The sequence below is a fragment of the uncultured Roseibium sp. genome (assembly GCF_947496995.1).
Classification (GTDB): Bacteria; Pseudomonadota; Alphaproteobacteria; order Rhizobiales; family Stappiaceae; genus Roseibium.
The window spans coordinates 682801-704449 of record NZ_CANMFD010000002.1 but is presented as its reverse complement, the minus strand read 5'-3'; the positions used below and the strand labels follow the sequence as shown (position 1 = coordinate 704449).

The 21649-nt window shown below is 61.5% G+C and carries 15 protein-coding genes and 2 pseudogenes; 10 read left to right on the top strand and 7 right to left on the bottom strand.

Annotation, left to right across the window (positions count from 1 at the left end):
* Positions 1-193: 193 nt before the first annotated feature.
* The gene (locus Q1B40_RS11770) at positions 194-2374 is read right to left on the bottom strand and encodes an anthranilate synthase component I (protein ID WP_299814234.1); all 2181 of its coding nucleotides are present in this window, start codon (positions 2372-2374) and stop codon (positions 194-196) included.
* A 410-nt stretch (positions 2375-2784) separates the two neighbouring features.
* Between Q1B40_RS11770 and sthA the strand changes: the two genes are divergently transcribed.
* Both sthA and Q1B40_RS11760 read left to right on the top strand, forming a co-directional pair.
* A complete protein-coding gene (gene sthA, locus Q1B40_RS11765) occupies positions 2785-4185 on the top strand; it encodes a Si-specific NAD(P)(+) transhydrogenase (protein WP_299814232.1) in 1401 nt (466 codons plus the stop codon).
* Positions 4186-4400: 215 nt separating this feature from the next.
* Entirely contained in the window at positions 4401-5822 is a 1422-nt protein-coding gene (locus tag Q1B40_RS11760; protein ID WP_299814230.1) for an 8-oxoguanine deaminase, read from the top strand.
* 32 nt (positions 5823-5854) lie between these two features.
* Here the strand turns inward: Q1B40_RS11760 and Q1B40_RS11755 are convergent.
* Positions 5855-6196: pseudogene (locus Q1B40_RS11755) on the bottom strand (rhodanese-like domain-containing protein); the annotation flags it as partial.
* A gap of 39 nt (positions 6197-6235) precedes the next feature.
* Positions 6236-6634: pseudogene (locus Q1B40_RS11750) on the bottom strand (FKBP-type peptidyl-prolyl cis-trans isomerase); the annotation flags it as partial.
* 298 nt (positions 6635-6932) lie between these two features.
* Between Q1B40_RS11750 and Q1B40_RS11745 the strand changes: the two are divergent.
* Positions 6933-8474: a class I adenylate-forming enzyme family protein gene (locus Q1B40_RS11745; RefSeq protein ID WP_299814229.1), complete on the top strand. Its 1542-nt coding sequence runs from the start codon at positions 6933-6935 to the stop codon at positions 8472-8474.
* Here Q1B40_RS11745 and Q1B40_RS11740 read toward each other — a convergent pair.
* On the bottom strand, positions 8471-9046 hold the full coding sequence (locus Q1B40_RS11740) for a MarR family winged helix-turn-helix transcriptional regulator (protein ID WP_299814227.1): 576 nt from the start codon (positions 9044-9046) through the stop codon (positions 8471-8473). The two genes, Q1B40_RS11745 and Q1B40_RS11740, sit on opposite strands and share 4 nt — an antisense overlap.
* Before the next feature lie 226 nt (positions 9047-9272).
* Here Q1B40_RS11740 and Q1B40_RS11735 point away from each other — a divergent pair, with 226 nt between their 5' ends.
* Positions 9273-10250 (top strand): DMT family transporter, encoded by a 978-nt coding sequence (locus tag Q1B40_RS11735; protein ID WP_299814225.1) that lies wholly within the window; start codon positions 9273-9275, stop codon positions 10248-10250.
* A gap of 31 nt (positions 10251-10281) precedes the next feature.
* On the opposite strand, the gene Q1B40_RS11730 is transcribed toward Q1B40_RS11735, so the two are convergent.
* Positions 10282-11175, bottom strand: coding sequence for an ROK family protein (locus Q1B40_RS11730; RefSeq protein WP_299814223.1), 894 nt, complete (start codon positions 11173-11175; stop codon positions 10282-10284).
* Positions 11176-11337: 162 nt separating this feature from the next.
* Between Q1B40_RS11730 and Q1B40_RS11725 the strand changes: the two genes are divergently transcribed.
* Positions 11338-12282, top strand: a complete 945-nt coding sequence (locus Q1B40_RS11725; RefSeq protein WP_299814221.1) for a DUF6030 family protein — start codon at positions 11338-11340, stop codon at positions 12280-12282.
* 59 nt (positions 12283-12341) lie between these two features.
* On the opposite strand, the gene Q1B40_RS11720 is transcribed toward Q1B40_RS11725, so the two are convergent.
* A complete protein-coding gene (locus Q1B40_RS11720; RefSeq protein ID WP_299814219.1) occupies positions 12342-13268 on the bottom strand; it encodes a pirin family protein in 927 nt (308 codons plus the stop codon).
* Between the two features lie 148 nt (positions 13269-13416).
* Here Q1B40_RS11720 and Q1B40_RS24710 point away from each other — a divergent pair, with 148 nt between their 5' ends.
* A complete protein-coding gene (locus tag Q1B40_RS24710) occupies positions 13417-13938 on the top strand; it encodes an AAA family ATPase (RefSeq protein ID WP_367279116.1) in 522 nt (173 codons plus the stop codon).
* Between the two features lie 83 nt (positions 13939-14021).
* Positions 14022-14627, top strand: a complete 606-nt coding sequence (locus Q1B40_RS11710) for a thiamine phosphate synthase (protein ID WP_299814215.1) — start codon at positions 14022-14024, stop codon at positions 14625-14627.
* Between the two features lie 45 nt (positions 14628-14672).
* On the opposite strand, the gene Q1B40_RS11705 is transcribed toward Q1B40_RS11710, so the two are convergent.
* Positions 14673-15554 carry a LysR family transcriptional regulator gene (locus Q1B40_RS11705; protein WP_299814213.1) on the bottom strand — a complete coding sequence of 294 codons (882 nt, stop codon included), beginning with the start codon at positions 15552-15554 and terminating at the stop codon, positions 14673-14675.
* 332 nt (positions 15555-15886) lie between these two features.
* Here Q1B40_RS11705 and Q1B40_RS11700 point away from each other — a divergent pair, with 332 nt between their 5' ends.
* The 3 genes from Q1B40_RS11700 to cydC all read left to right on the top strand — a co-directional run bounded on the left by Q1B40_RS11700 (position 15887) and on the right by cydC (position 21568).
* A complete protein-coding gene (locus Q1B40_RS11700; RefSeq protein ID WP_299814210.1) occupies positions 15887-17386 on the top strand; it encodes a CoA-acylating methylmalonate-semialdehyde dehydrogenase in 1500 nt (499 codons plus the stop codon).
* A gap of 745 nt (positions 17387-18131) precedes the next feature.
* Positions 18132-19901 carry a thiol reductant ABC exporter subunit CydD gene (gene cydD / locus Q1B40_RS11695; RefSeq protein WP_299814208.1) on the top strand — a complete coding sequence of 590 codons (1770 nt, stop codon included), beginning with the start codon at positions 18132-18134 and terminating at the stop codon, positions 19899-19901.
* Positions 19898-21568, top strand: a complete 1671-nt coding sequence (gene cydC, locus Q1B40_RS11690) for a thiol reductant ABC exporter subunit CydC (RefSeq protein ID WP_299814205.1) — start codon at positions 19898-19900, stop codon at positions 21566-21568. The genes cydD and cydC overlap by 4 nt, the downstream gene beginning before the upstream one ends.
* The last annotated feature ends 81 nt before the right edge of the window (positions 21569-21649 follow it).

Genomic DNA, 21649 nt, shown 5'->3' with positions numbered 1-21649 from the left:
GGGACGTTCCAAAATTTCCGGTCACAAAAATTTCAGCCGTCCGCCTTTCAATTTTACGGAACGAAATCAATGGGAAAGCGTCCGCGCACAGGCGATAGGGTCGCAGGTCCGAGGCGACAAGCCCCGTATTGAGTCAGGCGCTGCGACGTGTTGTCGCCCGGCTTCCAACACGTCTCAGGCACGCATGCGTTCCCTATATAGCCTCTGCCATCCGGTTGGCTGAAACAAGCCGGGAAACGACATTCTCGATGATCTTGTGACCGGCTTCCTTGTCGAGGGACATGATCGACTCGGGGTGAAATTGCACAGCCGCGATCGCTTCCTTCTGATGCTCGATCGCCATTACCACTCCGTCTTCGGTTTCTGCTGTCACGCGCAGGTCGGCAGGCAGCGTGTCGCGCTTTGCATAGAGAGAGTGATAGCGTCCGACCACCACAGGTGCCTCCAGTCCCTCGAAAAGAACGGAATTGCCCGCGATGCTGATGGGCGAGGGCTTCCCGTGAACCGGTATGTCGAGCTGGCCGAGCTCGGCGCCGAAATACTCCGAAAGGGCCTGCAGGCCGAGACAGACACCGAAGATCGGCAGCGCGCGGGAGCGGGCCCTGCCGATGGTTGCCGCGCAATCGAAATCCTTCGGATTGCCCGGCCCGGGCGACAGCACGACCAGGTCCGGATTGACGTCATGGAAGACATGATCGGCCACGGGCGTCCGGTAGGTGACCACCTCCGCACCAGTCTGCCGGAAGTAGTTGGCAAGCGTGTGCACGAAACTGTCTTCATGATCGACCAGAAGGATCTTCATACCCTGTCCGGGTTTGCGCTCCACCTGTTTTTCAAGCGCCTTGGTGGCCAGACCGGCTTCGCGCACCGCTGCCCGCATGGCCTCGGCCTTGAGTTCGGTTTCCGCTTCCTCGTCTTCCGGCACACTGTCATAGAGCAGCGTCGCACCGGCGCGGATCTGCGCCGTGCCGTCCTTGATGCGCACGGTTCTCAGCGTCAGACCGGTATTCATGTCGCCGTTGAACAGGACCGCGCCGATTGCACCGCCATACCAGGCGCGGGGAGATTTCTCATGATCCTCGATGAACTGCATCGCCCAGCGTTTCGGCGCACCGGTCACCGTCACCGCCCAAGTGTGCGACAGGAACGCGTCGAGCGCATCCATGTCTTCGCGCAGGATACCCTCGATGTGGTCCACGGTGTGGATCAGGCGGGAATACATCTCGATCTGGCGGCGGCCGATCACCTTGACGGAGCCCGGCACGCACACACGGCTCTTGTCGTTGCGGTCGACGTCGGAACACATGGTCAGTTCCGCTTCGTCCTTGGCCGAGTTCAGGAGCTTGCGGATCTGCGCCTCGTCTTCGATGGCGTTCCTGCCGCGGCGGATGGTGCCGGAAATCGGGCAGGTTTCCACCCGCCGCCCGCCGGTCACCCGCACGTACATTTCCGGTGACGCACCGACGAGATATTCGCTGTTGCCGAGATTGAAAAAGAACGAATAGGGGGAGGGGTTGATCTGCGCCAGGCGCCGGCAGACCGCCGATGGCGGATTGGCGCAGGGCTCGTAGAAAGTCTGGCCCGGCACGGTTTCGAACAGATCGCCGCGGCGGAAATAATCCTTGGCCTTCTCGACCAGCTTTGCATATTCCCCTGGCTCGTGATCGCCCCGGCCCGGATCGATATTGGCCGGCGTATAGGGGTGGTTTTCGCCTGTCCGGTCCAGTCCTCTCGTGGTCTTGCCGTTGACGACAAAATCATATTCCAGCACATAGGCGCGCTTGCCGTGGTGGTCGACGATCAGGATCTCGTCCGGCAGGAACAGCACCACGTCACGCTGATCGTCGGGCCGCTGCAGCTTCAGATCGATCTGTTCGAACTGAAAGGCGACGTCGTAACCGAATGTGCCGTAGAGCCCGAGCTGGTCGTCGCCGCAGGCAAACAGCTCCTTCAGCGCCCGCACGATGGAGAAGGTCGAGGGCTGGCGGGAGCGTTCTTCCTCGTTGAACAGCCGGTCCGGCTTCTTCACCGTCAGGTTGATCCGCGTTTCGGAGGCCTCGAAGGTTTCAACATCCTCATGCGACTTCAGGGCCGCGACGAGGGCAGGCAGAAGGATCTTGCCGCGATCGTTCAGCGAGCGGATTTCCACCCGCCGGTCGGCGGCTTCCAGCACCAGCGGCGGATTGACGATGGCCATGTCCCAGCGCGTGTAACGTCCGGGATATTCATAGGACGAGGCCAGCACCGCGCCGAGTTCCCCGTCCAGCCGGTCGATCCATTCGGAGGTTCCGGTCTCATAGTCTGAAGGACGTGACGAGCGCAGGATGGTGATCCCGCCATTGGTTTCAAAGGTCTGGTCAGCCAGCGCCGGCATGGTTCTTCTGGTCCCGTTCTGGTGGCTGCCCGGAAATGCTGGCGGCCTTTTAAAGCACCAAGGCCGCCAGCGGTATCCCGCGGCGGCCTTTGGTTTGATCTATGATCCGTTCAGAGCATGACTGATCGCTGGCCGCCTATTTCGCGCCGCGCCACCACCATGCTGCTTTCAGGATCGTGTTCATGAAAAAAGGGATATCGGAAGGAGAAGGCGATGGCAATGGGCATCTGGCGGCAAAATGCAGGCAAACATGCGCTTCCCGGGTGTTGTACCGGTTCTCTTGACGTATTTACGGAGGGTTGAGCGCAATCTCGGCGTCCTTCCACTTCAATTTGCCCTTGCCGTCTTGACCCTTGATCCTTGATGCTGTTTTTGCGGTGCAACGACCGAGAGACGGCAGTGAGGGGCACATGGATAATTACGATCTTATCGTGATCGGCAGCGGCCCGGCGGGCCGGCGGGCAGCCATCCAGGCGGCAAAATTCGGCCGCAACGTGCTGGTGGTCGAAAAAGGCGGCCGCGTCGGCGGCGTCTCCGTCCACACCGGCACAATTCCTTCAAAGACCTTGCGCGAAACGGTGCTGAACCTCACGGGCTGGCGGGAGAGGGGATTTTACGGCCGCTCCTACCGGGTGAAGGACGACATTACCGCCTCCGATCTCAGGACGCGGATGCACATCACGCTCGACCATGAGGTGGAGGTGCTGGAACACCAGTTCGCCCGCAACAAGGTCGACACCATGCGCGGAGCGGCAAGGTTCATCGACCCGCATACCATCGAGGTGGAGGGCGAGATCGGTGAAGTCCTGAAATTCACCGCCGACAAGTTTATCGTCGCCGTCGGCACCAAACCCTTCCGGCCGGACTATGTGCCCTTCGACGGCGAATATGTTCTCGACAGCGACGACATTCTCGATCTGGCCGATCTGCCACGGTCCATCGCGGTCATCGGTGCAGGCGTCATCGGTGTTGAATACGCGTCGATTTTCTCCGCGCTCGACGTCCATGTGACCCTCATCGAGCCGCGCGATACCATGCTCGACTTTCTCGACAAGGAGCTGATCGCCGATTTTACCCACCAGCTGCGTGACCGCGGCATGGCCCTGCGCTTCGGGGCCAAGGTGGAGAAGATCGAAAAGCATGGCCCCGCCAATTGCGAAATCACGCTCGAGGGCGGGCGCTCCATTCGCTCCAACGTCATCCTGTTCGCCGCCGGCCGCATGGGGGCGACACCTTCCCTCAATCTGGAATCCTGCGGGCTGGAGGTCGACCACCGGGGACGGCTGAAGGTGGATCCGATGACCTTCCAGACCGATGTGCCGCATATCTTCGCCGCCGGCGATGTGATCGGCTTCCCGAGCCTTGCCTCCACCTCGATGGAACAGGGCCGGATCGCGGCCTGTCACGCGCTCGGCGAAACGGCCTATGATCCGCCGGAATATTTCCCCTATGGCATCTACGCGGTTCCGGAAATTTCCACGATCGGCATGACCGAGGAAGAGATCAAGGAGCGCGGCATTCCCTATGAATGCGGCGTCGCCCGCTTCCGGGAGACCTCGCGCGGTCACATCATGGGCCTCGACAGCGGCATGCTGAAAATGATCTTTTCACTCAAGACCCGGCGCCTGCTCGGCTGTCATATTGTCGGGGAGGGTGCGACCGAACTCGTCCACATCGGCCAGGCGGTCCTGAACCTGCGCGGCACTCTGGAATATTTCGTCGAGAACACCTTCAACTATCCGACCCTCGCCGAGGCTTACAAGATCGCCGCTCTCGACGCCTGGAACCGCATGCCACCGCTGGAAGAGTGAAGGCGATTTTTGCACCCTCCGACGTTATTCCGGACACGTGAGACGCAAGTTGACCGCCGATCCGGATCAACGCGCATCTGTGCGGCCCTTGTTCGCAACGACGGCGGATGGCATTTTGACAATTCCGCATCAGCCGCCTCTGATTTTCCAAAAATGGCGCCGAAGCGCCTGACCGGTTGGCCTGCCCCGAAATTCATCTCTGCCAAGGACCGCCCATGCCGCAGACCCTGCTCCTGAAGAATGCCGACATCCTTGTCACCATGGACGGCGACCGGCGGGAGATCACCGGTGGCGGACTTTTCGCCGAGGACGGCATCATCCGGCAGGTCGGCCCGTCCGACGAGCTGCCGCAAACCGCCGACAGGGTGATCGATGCCACCGGACAGATCGTTTTGCCCGGCTTCGTCAACACCCACCACCATCTCAACCAGACGCTGACCCGCAATCTGCCTGCGGCGCAAAACAACAATCTGTTCCCCTGGCTGCAGGCGCACTACCGGATCTGGGCGAAAACCCATCCGGAGGCTTCGCGCGCCAGCACCCTGATCGGCTTGGCGGAACTGGCTCTGTCCGGCTGCACAACCGTGTTCGACCACACCTATCTTTTCCAGAGCGGCAACAAGGTCGACTACCAGATCGAGGCGGCGCGCGATCTCGGCGTGAGATTTCACGCAAGCCGCGGGTCCATGTCCCTCGGCGAGAGCAAGGGCGGCCTGCCGCCGGATGCCTGCGTGGAAGACGAGCAGCATATCCTCAACGACAGCATCCGCGTGATCGACCGCTATCACGACGCATCGCATGGCGCGATGACACGCATCGTCCTGGCGCCCTGTTCGCCGTTCTCCGTTTCGGAAAACCTGCTCCGCGACAGCGCGCTGCTGGCGCGTGACAAGGGCGTGATGCTTCACACACACCTGTGTGAGACGCTGGACGAGGAGCGCTACACGATGGAGCGTTTCGGCAAGCGTCCGGTGGAATGGATGCAGGAACTCGGCTGGACCGGGCCGGATGTCTGGTTCGCCCATGCCATCCACGTGGATGACGACGAGATCCGCCTTTTTGCCGCAACCGGCTGCGGTGCCGCCCATTGCCCGTGTTCGAACATGCGCCTGGCCTCCGGCATCGCGCCTGTAAAAAAATACATGGCTGCCGGGGTGAAGGTCGGCCTCGGTGTCGATGGCTCCGCCAGCAACGACGGTTCCAACATGTTGATGGAAGTTCGCCAGGCAATGCTTCTGGCGCGGCTCAATCTGGGCCTTCAGCCGGTGGTGGACCCGCAAGGCAACGCGCTTCCTCCACTCTCGCACCCGTCGCGGGCAGACGAATGGATGACCGCCCGCGAAGCCCTGGAACTGGCAACCCTCGGCGGCGCGTCTGTTCTGGGCAGAAATGACGTTGGGTCATTGGAAACAGGCAAATGCGCGGATTTCTTCACGCTTGATCTTAACACGATCCATTTCGCGGGAGCCATGCACGACCCGGTCGCGGCCGTGGTCTTCTGTGCTCCTCAGGTGGCGAAAACCACAGTCGTCAACGGGCGGGTGATCGTGGAAAATGGCCGCATCGTCACCATGGATATGGCGCCGGTGATCAGGGACCATAACCGCATGAGCCTGGAACTGGCAGCGGGGGAGTAGGAGCGACGGGAAAACCGGAGCTTGTCAGGAAGTCAGCAAAGCCAGCAGTTTTCCGGCAGCTGTGCTTCGCTCACATCGCCGCCGTCGCTCATCCAGGCAACGATGCCGTTTTCGACATTGGCGATATTGGTGAACCCCGCCTGACCGGCGAGATATTCCGACAGCGCCTGACTTCTGCGGCCTGTCCGGCAAATGAAGACGACTTCGTCGGCAGGCCCTGAGATTAGTTTCTGCAGCTCCGTCCCGAACTGCGGATTGACGTTGCCGCCCTGATCGAAAAACGTCAGCAGATGGCTGCCCGGGATGACCCCGGTTTCGCGCCATTCCTCCGGCCGGCGGATGTCGATGACGGTGGTGCCTGAAGCCAGTTTCGCCTTGAGCTCGTCGTTGCCGATATCGGAGAATTTCTTCGCCTTCACGTCCAGCAGCTCGATCTCGAATTTCAAGGTGGCATCAGGTGGAATGACGCCGCCCGCGCCCTGAGAGCCGTACGCCATATCCGGCGGAATGATCAGCTCGCGCTTGCCGCCGACCTGCATGCCTTCAACGCCTTTTTCCCAGCCTGGAATGACCCGCCGCTCGCCAAGGGTGAAAGAGAAGGGCGTGCCCCGGTCGACGCTCGAATCGAACTTCGTGCCGTCCATCAGCCAGCCGGTGTAATGCACCACCACCGTTTCGCCGACATTGGCCTCTTCGCCGGTCCCTTTTTCGATGTCGCGGATCTGCATTTCCTCTTGTGCGGATGCAGAGACCGAGAAAACCAGGGTGAAGGCAAGTATTGCGAGATATCTGATCATTGAAACCTTTTCCATTCAGCCGATGTACCGACGTCTGCAAGGAACCTGATACAGGGGGGCACCGAAAGCAAGACCAACCGGATCACTTGCGCCTCGGCTCTCCGGCTTGTGAAAGAGTGCCCTGCGATAGTGATAAATCAGGAGGGAAGTGGATCTTTCCGATTGCAAGCGGGTGCTGCCGGGAAAACCGTGGGAGCTTCCGGACATGGACTGGAAATGGATTTCCTGTTTTGAGCGTATGAGGGATAAGTATTTTTTCAACCGGATCCGGTAAGCAAACGCGACAAGATGTTGCCTTTTGGGGAGGAAAGTCATGCCGATTTCCGGGCCGCCGCTGAAAAAACCGCTGGAGCTCGCCGGGATCTTGAACCTCGGGCTGAAGACCAAGCCAGACGAGGAGGTGCTTGTATCGCAGCGCCGCCGCTGGACGTGGCGGGCCCTCGAGGCCGTGTCGAACAGGCTGGCCGGCAATTACCTGGGGCTCGGATTGCTGCCTGGAGACCGTGTCGCGTCGCTCATGCCGAACCGGACGGAGCTTCTCATCCATTATCTGGCTTGCATGAAATGCGGACTGGTCGCCGTACCGCTGAATTACCGCTATATGGCGCCCCAGATCGATCATGCGCTCGAAGTCGCCGAACCGAGAATTCTGCTTGTTCACGAGGAACGTCGTGAAGACCTGGAAACCAGCCAAAACGCGGGGCGCCTGGACCTCGGCCAGATAATCTATCGGGACGACTGGGATACCGGGGGGAGCGCCGTTTCGCCGTTCGAAAGCCTCATGACGGAGGACCCGGTCAGTCGGATTGTTCCTCCCGGACCGGAAGACCCGGCGATAATCTTTTTCACCTCCGGAAGCACCGGCGTACCCAAGGGTGTCTGTCACAGCTTCAAGACTCTGGGCTGGATCATTGCCAGTGCGGTGGAAAGTTTCGAGATGAAGCCGGATGATATCATGGTGCCGGGCGGATCGGTGTCCCATGTCGGTGGCCATCATTTGTCCATGATGACCATTGCCGCCTGCGGAAAGGTCGTACTGCCGAGAACCTTCGATGCCGACGAAATTCTTCCGCTACTGCGAAGGGAACGGCCGACCAAGATGTGGATGCTGCCGTCAGCGCTCTATGCCCTGGTTTTGGAGCACGGAGCCAAAAGAGAGGATTTCGCCTCCGTCAAGGCCTGCTTTTCCGGTGGCGACAAGGTTTCGGCAGCACTTGAAAAGGAATTTACCGCGCTGGCCGGCATCCCGATCGCGGAGGATTACGGAATGACCGAGATTGGCATTCCAACGGTGTCTCCACCGACGGCACTGAAGATCGGTTCTGTCGGGCCGATAGGTCCCGGTTACCGGGCATCGCTGCGCGGCAAGGATGGACGGGAGGTGGCTGTGGGAACCGACGGGCGGCTCTGGATAAACTTTCCGGGCAATATGGTCGGCTATTGGAACAACCCCGAGGCCACGGTTGAGACGGTGGTGGACGGCTGGCTCGACACCGGCGATGTGATGAGTGTCGATAGCGAAGGCTACCTCTGGTTTCACGGCCGTGAAAAACAGATCATCATTCATGACGGATCGAATATCTGTCCGCAGGAAGTGGAGGCTGCGCTCCTGGAACATGCTGCGGTGGAAAGCGCTGGCGTGGTCGGTGTGCAGAACCGGCTGCATGGCGAAAATGTGCGGGCGTATGTCACGCTGGATCCGGACGGGGATGTCCCCACGATGCAGGACCTCATTCAGTTCGCCCGGGCTCGCGTGGGGTACAGGGCCCCGGAGGAAGTGATTGTTCTCGACGCAATGCCGCTCAATGCAACCGGAAAGATCGACCGTGTGTCCCTGAAGAAGATGGCGACTTAGGGGGTCTTTTTTTCCGCTGCCGAGCGGATCAGCTTTTCGAGCAGGCGCGAGAGCTCGTTCTGCTCATCTTTCGTCAGCCCGTCGACGGCCGCGTGCAGGGTCTCCACGTAGTCGGGTATCTTTCCCTTGATCAGCCCGAGGCCTTTCTCGGTCAGGCAGACGGAGAGGGCGCGCCGGTCTTCCGGGTGCGGGCAGCGCTCAATGAAACCTGCCTTTTCGAGTCTGTCGAGGCGTGCGGTCATGCCGCCCGAACTCATCATGGTGGTGCGGTAGAGCTCGGTCGGCGTCAGCTTGTAGGGCGGGCCGGAGCGCACGAGCGTCGCCAGCACATCGAATTCACCGGTTTTCAGGCCGATCTCGGCATAGGCGGGCACCTGATAGTCCCGGCTCATCACGTGGGCCGCCTCGTTCAGCCGGCCGATCAGCACCATCGGCAACAGCTTTCCGGCAACCTCCGGCATTTCGTTCTCCCACTGCCGGCGGGCACGCTCGGCCCGGTCCAGCAACAGGTCCGCAGGGTCTCCGAAGAGGTGAGGGACAGGCTTCCGGGGATCTCCGGATTTGATGGTCATGGTCTGGTTCCCGAAAGATCCTGGCTGCGCGCTAGGATGACCTGTTCAAGCCCCGGAAAAGATTCGCCATTCCGGTGACCGCGACGAGGAAATGCTGCCCCTCTTTACAAAGAAATTCAGCCTGACTCAAGAATCTTGATATAAAGTATCTTGAAATAAAGATAAATGATGTTATCTCTTTCCGATGGCAGACACAGGCCGTAAATTGAACAGAAAGGAACATCCAATGGCGGACACCACCGGACCCGGGCAGCAGCACGGAGCCGTCAGCCCCGGCACTGTTCGTGCAGGCGTCGCTGCGGCCAAATTGCTTGATCAGCCGGTCGCCCTGTTGCTAGTCGTCGGCGGGTTTCTGGCACTCTCCACCATTATCGCCAAGGCGGCTCCCGGCCTGGGCTGGCATCCTCTGGCGTTGCTGCAATGGGCCATTCTGGGCGGTGCGGCGGGTCTTTTTGCCCTGAGCCGGATGTCCGGCCGCAAGGTTGTTCGGACCGGCGATCCGGTGGATCGCAGGCAGCTTGCGATCTATCTCGGTTTCAGCGGCCTGCTGTTCGTCGTGCCCAACATGATCGCGGTGGTCGCCGCTTCAAAGGTCGGTGCGGGCTTCGTGTCGCTCAGCTATGCCTTTCCCCTGGTGCTGACTTACGCCTTTGCCGTTCTCCTGCGGCTGGAGCGCCTGCAGCTTATGCGCGGGGCAGGGGTTCTGGCTGGTCTTGGCGGCGCGGTTCTGCTGGCCGGTTCCGGGTCGAAATTGTCCCTGGAGGCATCGTGGTGGTCGCTTTTCGCGCTGACCATTCCGGTGTTTCTGGCTGTTGGAAATATCTACCGCACACTGAAATGGCCCAAAGGCGTCGGCCCGGTCGATCTGGCCGTGGGCATGATGGCAGTCGGATTTGTCGGACTTGCCGCCTTCAACGCAGCCATGGGCACGCCTGTCGCGCCGGCTTCCTGGACAACCGGCGCCGCCGCGCTGCTTGCCGCGCAGATCGCGATCTTCACCCTTCAGTACGGCCTGTATTTTCGCCTGCAGCAAACGGCTGGCCCGGTCTATCTGAGCCAGATCGGCTCCGTCGCGGCGGTGACGGGTCTCGGGCTCGGATACCTGGTGTTCGCGGAAGTTCCCGACCTCGCAAGGCTGGCGGCGGTCGCCAGCGTCGGAGTGGGGATCGTGCTGGTGACCCTAGGCCGGCCGCGAACACTCTGATCCTTCGCCGTGAGGCCGTTCGCTGGGCCCGTCAGCCCCAGAGCCAGGCAGCTCCGCGCACGCCGGAGCTGTCGCCGTGAACGGCCTTGCGGATCGGCGTCTCGAAGGTGTCGGAAAAGATGAACGGCAGCATGGCCGGGGCGAGGTCCTCATAGAGCTCGTCGATATTCGACATGCCGCCGCCGAGCACGAACACATCCGGGTCCAGCAGATTGGCGCTCATGGCGAGCGAACGCGCAAGACGGCTGACGTAGGCGTCATAAACCGCATTGGCCGCCGGATCGCCGGAGCGTTTCAGTGCAATGATCTCGTGCCCCTTGAGAAGGTTGCCGGTCCTCTCCTTGTAGTCGAGCTGAAATCCGGTGCCGGAGCACCAGCGGTCGATCACGCCCTTGTGGCCGATCCAGCTGTCCGGTCCGGGAAATTCTTGCTGCGTCATCCAGGGAACGGTGATGGCGCCCCATTCGCCGCCAATGCCGTTGGCACCCAGATGCGCCTTGCCGTCGATGGCGATGCCCGATCCGCAGCCGGTGCCGACGATGATCGCGTGCACCACATGTGCACCTGCTCCCGCACCGTCTGTCGCCTCGGAAACAGCCAGGCAGTTCGCATCGTTCTGAATGCGCACGGGACGGCCGAGGACTTCCTCCAGATCCCGGTCCAGTGGCTTTCCGTTCATCCAGGTTGAATTTGCGTTCTTGACCAGCCCGGTCTTGGGCGAGAGGGACCCGGGTATGCCGAGGCCCAGCGTGCCGGTCTGCCCGGTCGCCTGTTCGGCGGCATCGACCAGCGCCTTCACGGCGGCAAGGCAGCCGTCATAGTCTCCCTTGGGCGTGTCGACACGCTGCCGGAAGAGTTCGTCTCCCGCATCCGAAAGCGCGATGATCTCGATTTTCGTGCCGCCCCAGTCAATTCCCAACCGCATGTCAGTCCACCCGTTTCAGCAACTAGAGAGCCGCTGCCTGTCTGTCTTCCAGCTCGTCCGCCACCGCCTAATTGACAGAGGTCGGGTTGCGTTTTCAACACTTTGGTTTGATATATCCCGAACCTTGCCCCGGCAACAGGCGGCGCGGTGGAAACGGACTGAATGGCAGGCTGGAAGGACAGGCTCAAGCATTGGTTTTCCGGGGACGCGGCACGGGACCGCGGCCCGGAGGAAAAGCAGCGGCCTGCGCGCAGACCCGGTTCCGGGTCGAAGACACCGCATTGGGCTGTAGAGGAGAGCGAACCCACGACAGCACCCGGCAAGCCTGCTGTGGCGTCCGCAAGGACCGCAAGCCACCGGAAACCGTCATTTGTCACCCACTATTATGTCTGGGGCACGCTGGCGCTTCTGCTCCTGGCCGCTGCCACCGGAGGGATCGTCTGGCAGCTTCAGCAAGGCACGGACGCCGAGGTGACAGGACCGCGCTTCAGTGACCCGCTTTTGCCGTTGGGTGAGCGTGTGAGGAACGAACTGCTCAATCCTTCTCCGGAACTCAGTGCGGAACTGAAACGCGGTTTTCATGGCAAACCTTCGGAGCTCTGCGCCGAGCTGCATGACCTCGGGCTGGAAAACAGCGGCTGGAAAAAAGCGCCCTTCCAGCAGGACCGCTGGCAGTGCGCCTCCCTGGTGCAACTGACCACGCCAAGTGTCGATTACGGGTCCACGACACTGTTTTTCCTCCTCCGGGGTCCTTCGCAAGACAAGATCGACTATCTGCGCCTCAAGCTGGTGGTCGAGGATCCGAAGCAGAAACAGATCGGGCTGGATGCCGTCTGGCTGGTGACAGACGCTCTGGCCACGCGCTATGGCTGGACGGTTCCCGACCCGTTCCGGCAGGCGGTATCCGGATTTGAGAAGCTTGAGACCATTCACCGGGGCGTCAGGCTTTCGGTGGCCCCTGAGGACCCCGATCTGACCGGCGATCCGCTGGCCGGCCAGCGGCTCAACATCATCCTGAATTTCGGCGAACCGGATCTGATCCGGCCCGCGGACCGTTTCGAAAAAGCGCCGCCGCTGGAAAGCGGATGGAGTGTCGAGCAGCCCTGATCTCGGTGACGCCTTGGGGTGCGAACCCTGAAACAGGTATCTGTTTATTGGAGTTGGTATCAGCGTTCCGGCAGGGGAATGAACTCTTCCGCGTCGCCCGGAACTGTGTCGAAACGCCCGAGCCGCCAGTCTTCCTTCGCTTGTTCGATCCGCTCCTTGGAAGAAGAGACGAAGTTCCACCAGATGTAACGCCGTCCGTCCATCGGTTCGCCGCCGAGAACGACGAAACGTGCCGGTTCCAGCGCGTTGTTCTCGACCACCAGATGATCGCCCGGCTTGAAGACCAGCAACTGGGCAGGGTCGAAGCTCTGGCCGGCGATGCTGATCTGGCCGGCGACCGTATAAAGGCCGCGCTCTTCCCAGCCCGCATCGAGCGGAATTTTCGCGCCGGGCTCCAGGGAGATATCGGCATAGAACATGTCCGAGGCCGTCTGGACCGGGGCCTTGTGTCCGTAAAGCGCGCCGGCAATCAGTTTGACGGAAGCTCCCTTGTCGGAAAATTCCGGCTGCGCGTCCGTGCCGAAATGCTGGAACTCCGGCTCACCTTCCTCCAGATGCTTCGGCAGAGCGACCCAGCTTTGCAGCCCGAACAGCGGCCGTTTTTCAAGCCGGCGCTCCGCCCGCTCGCGCTCGGAATGGACAATACCCTTGCCCGCGCTCATCCAGTTCAGCGCCCCGGGCGTGATGGCGATCTCGGTGCCGAGGCTGTCGCGGTGATACATTTCCCCTTCAAACAGATAGGTGACCGTCGCCAGGCCGATATGCGGGTGCGGGCGCACATCGATACCGCCGCCGACGAGAAGTTCCGCCGGTCCCATCTGGTCGAAGAAGATGAACGGGCCGACCATCCGGCGCCGTGCGGAGGGTAGGGCCCTGCGAACCGAAAAGCCGCCAAGATCGGAGGTCCGCGGGACGATGATGGTTTCAACCGGATCGCAACTTGCGGCGTTTCCGGCGATCGGGTCGGGGGTATTCAACCAGCTCATCTGCCTCTCCTTGACTATCAATCTGCGTCTGGAGATCAGATAAGAACGTCTCCGTAAAAATGTCCATTGAACAGTGCGTTTGCGTCTTTTCATTCTTGCAAGGACCGTTATAAAGACCGGCCTTTCTTGCAAATCTCGGTGACTTTTCATGAAACGCGTCATGATCGTCGGTGCTCCCGGATCCGGCAAAAGCACGCTTGCTCGCGCGCTTGGCGAGAAAACCGGCCTGCCGGTCCATCACATGGACAAGATCCACTACCGGCCGGGCTGGGTCCCACGCACGAAAGCGGAAAAGGATAGGCTCACCCACGAAGTGCATGTCCAGGATCGCTGGATATTGGAAGGCGGACATTCGAACACCTACGGGGAACGGCTCGCTCGCGCCGACACCTTCATCTGGCTTGATATGCCCGTTGGCCGGCGTCTGGTCCGTGTGTTGCGCCGATCCGTGAAATATTATGGCCAAAGCCGCCCGGATCTTCCAGACGGCTGTGTGGAACCTTTCAACCTGCAGACCCTCGAGTTCTTTTATTTCATCTGGCAGACCCGCCACAGTGCCCGGCAAGTTGGAGGAGATTTTTCGTGCGCCGCCGGCTCATCTGACGGTCCACCGTCTGGAAACGTTCGCGGATGTCCGGCAATTCCTGGACGGCCTTTCAGATGCCACTGAACCCGCGCGCCTGCCTTGACAGCGGGCGCGCCGGGCGACATGGCAGGTCCGGCAACATCTTTTATCGGCAGGACGGTGCAAGCATGAAACTCGATCCATTCTATCCCATCGTCGACAGCTCCGACTGGATCGCGCGGCTCGTGCCGCTTGGCGTCAAGCTGGTTCAGCTGCGCATAAAGGACATGCCGGAAGCCGAATTGGGCCGGGAAATTGCCGCTTCGAAAGCGGTCTGCGATGATCATGGTTGCCGCCTGATCGTCAACGACCACTGGCAGCTCGCCATCGAGGAAGGTTGCGATTTCGTTCATCTGGGTCAGGAGGATCTGGCCGATGCGGACGTCAGGGCCATCCGCAAGGCCGGTCTTTGTCTGGGTGTCTCCACTCATGACGGCGAGGAACTGGAAACGGCGCTGTCCGTCGATCCTGATTATGTCGCGCTCGGACCGGTCTATCCGACCGGGTCCAAGGAACTGAAATGGGCACCGCAGGGACTGGAAAAGATCGGCGGCTGGAAACGCCAGATCGGCGGACTGCCTCTGGTGGCCATTGGGGGGCTGACGCTGGAGCGGGTATCGGGCGTTTTCGAAAACGGCGCCGACGTGGCAGCCGTTATTTCCGACGTCACCGGCAACCCGGATCCGGAGGCCCGGACACGGCAGTGGCTTTCGCTGACGGCTCGGTGGCGGTAAACGCTGAGCCGTCCGCTCCGTTTGACTGTCTGCACCGAGTGCCTGTCAGGCGAATATCGCTTTGTCGTGTGCGACCTGATCGCGCAGGAACTCCTGGACGGCGGCCACATGGCGCAGCGGCCGAGAGCTTTCATGGGTCACCATCCAGTAGGCGCGGTGGATCTTGATTTCCGGTAGAACCGCAACAAGGCCGGGGTCACCGCGGGCGATAAAGTCGTGCAGTATGCCGATACCCGCACCGGCGCGCACGGCCTCGGTCTGGCCGAGGGCGGAGGCAATTTCGAACCGGGCCGACCAGTCGCGCGTTATTTCCGTGCCGTAGCTGAGCGAGGGTGAATAGAGAATGTCCTCCACATACCCGATCAGATCGTGTGCGCTTAAATCGCTTGCCTCTCCGGGCGCGCCGTGCCGGTCGAGATAGGTTCTGGAGGCATAAAGACCGAGCGCGTAATCTACCAGCTTGCCTGCAACAAGACGTCCGGTTTCCGGCCGGTCGACCGTCACCGCAATGTCGGCTTCGCGCCGCGACAGCGAGAAGGAGCGGGGCATTGGAACGAGCTGGATCGTCAGGCCCGGATGTCTTTCGGTGAGTTTCCCGAGACGCGGCGCAAGATAGGCGACCCCGAACCCGTCCGGTGCTCCGATGCGCACGGTGCCGGTAATGCCGGGCGTGTCGCCGCCGAGATCGGCCTGCGCGGCAACCGCCTCCGCTTCCATCCGCTCCGCCCGCTCAAAGAAACGGTCGCCGCTTTCGGTCAGGACACATCCGGACGTTGACCGGTCGAACAACCGTGTGCCCAGGCTCTCCTCCAGGGCCGTGAGCCGTCGGGCGACAGTGGCGTGATTGACGCCAAGCCGTCGCGCAGCCGCCAGTATCTGTCCCGTGCGGGCGATGGCGAGAAATACGCGGATATCGTCCCAGTTCACGTTGTGCCCCTTTCTCAATCTCGCCTTTTGTCATCCCCACGCAGACGGGGAACCAGTCCCCTGAGCGTTTTGGTCGGATATGCAGGCGCTGCGGCGTACTCGATCCCGGCTCTCCACACCGTTGTGACCGGGATGGCAAGGAGAGGAAATTGGACTTATCGTGATCGCTGCGAATTTTTCCGTATCTGAAGCAAATGCCATAACTATAAAAAATGCACAACAGATACGGAAAACTGCGGCTTGTTTATTGCAAAAATAAAAGTCAAAAAGACTGAGATTTAAAAGCCAGAAACAGGGTCTGCGCGCGGCAGAGCTTACGGGAGAAACGCAAGATGCAGAAAATCGGTCATTTTATCGGCGGCAAGCATGTGGATGGCACATCCGGCCGTTTCGCGGATGTCTATAATCCGGCTACCGGCGAAGTGCAGGCTCAGGTCGCGCTCGCCAGCCAGGCGGAAATGGATGCGGCCATCGCCAATGCAGCTGCCGCACAGCCGGCCTGGGCGGCCACCAACCCGCAGCGCCGTGCCCGCGTGATGATGAAATTCGTCGACCTGCTCAACCGCGACATGGACAAGCTGGCCGAAGCGCTCTCGCGTGAACACGGCAAGACCCTGCCGGACGCCAAGGGCGACGTGATCCGCGGCCTGGAAGTCGCGGAATTCTGCATCGGCGCCCCGCATCTCCTCAAGGGTGAATTCTCCGAGGGAGCCGGTCCGGGCATCGACATGTATTCGATGCGCCAGCCGCTTGGCGTCGTCGCCGGCATCACGCCGTTCAACTTTCCGGCAATGATCCCGATGTGGAAATTCTGCCCGGCGATCGCCGCCGGCAACAGCTTCATCCTGAAGCCGTCCGAGCGCGATCCTTCCGTGCCGATCATGCTGGCCGAACTGATGATCGAAGCCGGTCTGCCCGCAGGCATCCTCAACGTCGTCAACGGTGACAAGAGCGCCGTGGATGCCATTCTGGACGACGAGACCATTCAGGCGGTGGGCTTTGTCGGCTCCACGCCGATCGCGCAATATGTCTATTCGCGCGCAACGGCCTCCGGCAAACGGGCGCAGTGCTTCGGCGGCGCGAAAAACCACATGATCATCATGCCGGATGCCGACATGGACCAGGCTGCCGACGCTCTGATCGGCGCGGGTTACGGCGCTGCCGGTGAACGCTGCATGGCGGTTTCCGTCGCGGTTCCGGTCGGCGAAAGCACGGCCAACGCATTGATCGAGAAGCTGACGCCGAAGATCGAAGCTCTGAAGATCGGTCCCTACACGGCCGGCAACGATGTCGACTTCGGTCCACTGGTCACAAAGGAAGCTTTGGCGCGCGTCAAGGGTCTCGTCGAGCAGGGCGTCAAGGAAGGTGCGAAACTCGTGGTCGACGGCCGCGGTTTCTCCATGCAGGGCTATGAAGACGGTTTCTTCATGGGCGGCTGCCTGTTCGACAACGTCACCAAGGACATGGAGATCTACAAGACCGAAATCTTCGGCCCGGTTCTCTCCGTCATCCGCGCCAAGGACTATGAGGAAGCACTGGACCTACCGATGAGCCACGAATACGGCAACGGCACGGCGATCTTCACCCGGGACGGCGATACGGCGCGCGATTTTGCCTCGCGCATCAACATCGGCATGGTCGGCATCAACGTGCCGATCCCAGTGCCGCTCGCCTATCACACCTTCGGCGGCTGGAAGAAATCCGGCTTCGGCGATCTCAACCAGCACGGTTCCGACGGGTTCAAGTTCTACACCCGCACCAAGACCGTCACCTCCCGCTGGCCTTCGGGTCTGAAGGATGGCGCCGAGTTCTCCATCCCGACGATGAAGTAAGATCGGACCAGCCTGTTTTCTGCTGATGGCAGGAACGCTTAAAAAATTAAGAGAGGGCGGCGCAATCGCGTCGCCCTCAGCCTTATGAAAAAGCCATGTCTTTACCGTCGTCATCCCGGCTCGCGCTTCGATGCGTCCGGGATTGTTCGTTGGCGACTGGGTCAGCGGTATCGGAGGAGATTTCCCGGTTTCGCGGGCGGTTACGGTCTTGATTTGGCAACGCTCACTTGCTCCGGCTGTCACCCCGGCCAAGCACAGCGCTGAGCCGGGGCCTACTCGTTCGCAGTGGCTCTGTTGGGTGTCTCCAGGGCCGCTTCACACACAGCCCCCGGGACAAACAATACGGCGCGCAGGCCCGAAGCGGGTAGCGTCCGCCGATGAACAATCGCCCTTGCTTCAGCAAGCAGCACCGCGAGTGGGCCCCGGCTCAGCGCTGCGCTTGGCCCGGGTGACAGCCGAGGGTGGTATTCAGCTTTTCGGTTCACTCAACAGAGTTGATGACCAATTGAAGCTTAGTCAGCCGTCTGATGGGCGGCGCTATCGCGTCGCCCTTTTTGTTTTTCCGCAGGTCTTTCAGCACCCGTGATCCGACCCGTTTCCTTGTGGAACTCGAAAAACGGGCGCGCTAAGACGAGTGGGTGGGGAAACCGTGGCAATGTGCCACTTGAATTCACCGGGGGAGCGCGACATCACATTTCCGATGTTAAAGAGATTGACTTCAGAGACAGCCGGAGCGGGAGAGCCGGTGCAGCGGCAGGCACATGCCGCTATCGGTCAGCCGCTCGAAGGCGAGGGGCGTGCATTGCGCCGGACCGGCTATCTTCTCGGGGTATCCGATCTGTTGTGGATCCCGCAAGCCGGACTGATCTCCATTGCTCTGGGAAAAATGCTGGCGGATCTTTCCGGGGCCGGAGCAGCCGGTCTTCAGTCGGCATTGGTGTCGGGGCAGCTTTTCCTCATCGTCGCAGCGCTGGTCTGCCTCGCGTTGCTCAGGACCTTCCTGCAGAACCAGGCATTGAACGGCGCCCGCCGCGTTGCGCACAAGATCCAGAGCCGGGCGAGGGAGCACATTCTGCAGGTGTCGGTGAAACGCTCACCCAGCGCGGATTTCCCGGCGTCGGGCGCCTTCGCGGCGCGGATCACCGAACAGGTGGATCTTCTCGGACCCTATTACCGCAATTATCTCCCCCAGGTCATGCGCCTGAAACTCGTGCCGCTGGCGATCGTTCTCGTCACCGCCTGGTTCAGCTGGCTGGCAGCGCTGATCCTCCTGATTTGCGGCCCGTTGATCCCCGTCTTCATGGCCCTCATCGGGATGCGGGCCAAGGCCGCGAGCGCGGCGCAGCAGGAAGAACTGACCCGATTGAGCGGCATGCTTCTGGACCGTATCCGCGGACTGGAAACCTTGATCCTGTTCGGCGCGGCAGAGCGCACCGAAGACGATATCCGCTCCGCCGGTGAGCGCTTCCGGCTGGGAACCATGCGCGTCCTCAAGATCGCCTTTCTCTCCTCCACCGTCCTGGAACTGTTCTCCGCGCTCGGCATCGCCTTTTGCGCCGTCTATGTCGGGTTTTCGCTGCTGGGCGATATTCAATTCGGCACCTGGGGCGCCCCGCTGACCTATTCGGCCGGGCTGTTCGTCCTGCTGCTGGCGCCGGATTTTTTCGCGCCGCTCAGGGCCTATGCCGCGGCCTATCACGACCGAGCCGCCGGTATTGCGGCGCTGGAAAAACTGGCCGCCTTGATCGCGGAAATCGGACCGGACAGCCCGCAGCTGCCTGAATGCATTTCCATGGAACACTCGGCCGCGGTCGCTCTGGAAGGCATCTCCTCGCCACCCTCGATCCGCTTTTCGGACGTGACGCTCACTCTGGCGGGACGGCGGATATTTGCGAATATGGATCTTGATGTCGCGCCGGGAGAAACGGTCTTCCTCGCCGGGCCGAGCGGCAGCGGCAAGACGACTTTGCTGGATTGTCTCCTCGGATTTCATAACCTCGCTGAAGGAGACATCCGGATCGATGGGAAGAGCGCACGGCAGGTTGCCGGTCCTCTGCGCCGCAATGTGATCTGGATCAGTCAGTCGCCGCGTCTCTTCCATGGAAGCCTGAAGGCCAATCTGCTCAAGGGCGTAGAGAACGGCGTGCCTGTAAACGAAGACGACCTCTGGCAGGCATTGCGTCTTGCCGGTGCTGAGGAGCTTGTCAGGCGTCTGCCGCACGGGCTTGCCACACAGTTGGGAGAGGACGGGTTCGGCCTGTCGGTCGGCGAAATCCGCCGCGTGGCGCTGGCGCGCGCCGCAATGCGCCGGAACGCAGCGCTGGTCCTGGCCGACGAACCGACCGCGGGTCTCGACGAAGATACAGCGGCCGACGTGATCCGCGGCCTGAAAACCCTGACGGCCGGCCGTACCTCCCTGATCGCCTCCCATGATCCGGCTGTCCTCGAAATGCCGGGCCGGACCATCGATCTTGTGGATCTGGCAGCCGGGGTGAGGGAAGGGGCCGCGCCATGAAAGCCGTCTGGCAGATCGTTTCCTCACAGTATCGCCATGACCGGTTTCACTTCTGGCTTGGTATTCTCGCTGCCATCCTGCCCGCTGTGGCCGGTATCTTGCTGCTCGGAGTTTCCGGATGGTTCATCACCGCCGCTGCGCTGGCGGGGTTGAGCGGGGCGTTCCTGAACATATTCGCGCCCAGCGCGATCATCCGCGCACTCGCCATTATCAGAACCGGGGGAAGATACGGCGAACGGGTGGTTACTCATGACGCGACGTTCCGGTTCCTGGCCGCGTTGCGCAATCAGCTCTTTGCCGCCTTCGTGGCAACGAAGGACCGCCACCGCCGTTCGGCGGTTCTTCTCAACCGCCTGACCCTGGATATCACCGCGCTGGATACGGTCTATCTTCGCATCGTCGTGCCTGTCCTCTTGTGTGGTGTAATCGCGGCCGGTCTCCTGTGTGTCTGGTTTGCGATATCCCTGCCGATGTTCGTGGCAGGGGCCGTGTTTCTGGGTGCCTGGGCCGGGCTGGCGTGGGTGTCGGTTGCCCGGGCGGACGCAAAGGCCGCGCGGCGGGCGGATGCCGCTTCCGACGCCATCAGGCTTCGGGCCGCCGATCTGGTCGCGGGCCGCCGCGACCTTGCCATCTATGGCGGTCTCGACGCCGCAGCAGCACCCATCCTGTCCGCCGCCGACCGGCTGACGGTGGCCGAGGACGTGGAGGAGTGCCGGGCAACCCGGTTGATCTGCCTGTCGAGTCTTGTCGGCCAGACCTTTCTTGCCGTCTCCCTTGCCGTGGCTATCGTGGGAACAGCGCAAGCCGCGTTCACCCCGGCACTCGCGGTCGGACTGGTTCTGGTTGTCGTGGCGTTGCCGGAGCTGTTCTCCATGGCCCTGCCGGGCCTGGCCAGACTGCCGCGCACAGCATTGGCGGCCAAAAGGGTCTCGGCTCTTCAATCCACCCCGCTTGCGCAAACGACCAGCGCACAAACGCCAGTGATCCGTCAACCGGGTGACAATCCTGCTTTGCTTGGCTTCGAAGGCGTGACCTTCCGGTATCCGGGAGCAGCGCGGAATGTTCTCGAGACACTGTCCTTTGACATTCGCAAAGGAGAAGTGGTCGCGATTGCCGGACGGAGCGGCTGCGGCAAAAGCACTGTCGCGGCCATTGCCGCGCGCATGCTGGAACCGCGCACCGGCCGCGTCTTTCTGGAAGGGCAGGACCTTCGCACCTATGACGAACAGGCGCTTCGCCGCTCGATCACCGTGCTTGGTCAGCGGGCGTATCTGTTCAACGACACGGTCGCCGCCAATCTGCGTATCGCGAATGCGGATGCGAGCGAAGCAGACCTTTGGGCCGCGCTGGAGCATGCCGCGCTGGCCGACAGGATCGCGGAAAGCCCGCTCGGCTTTGGAACGGTTCTGGGCGAGGGCGGCCTCGGCCTTTCCGGCGGCGAACAGCGGCGGCTGGCGCTCGCACGGGCCTTTTTGACCCGGCCGCAACTTTTTATTCTCGATGAGATGACCGAAGGTCTCGACAAGGAAACGTCCCGCGATGTTCTGTCCCGGTTCCTGGAATTCAGGGGCAGTGCATCCGTTCTGATGATTGCCCACAAGCGGCTTGAACTCGAAGCGGCGGACCGGATTCTGCGTCTGCCCGAACCGGGACATGAAATCCGGTGAGTAAAGACGGCTTGTCCGGGTTTCCGGCTGCCGGACACGATCTGTCGCATTGACCTTGCCTGGCCGCTGGGTCACGATCCC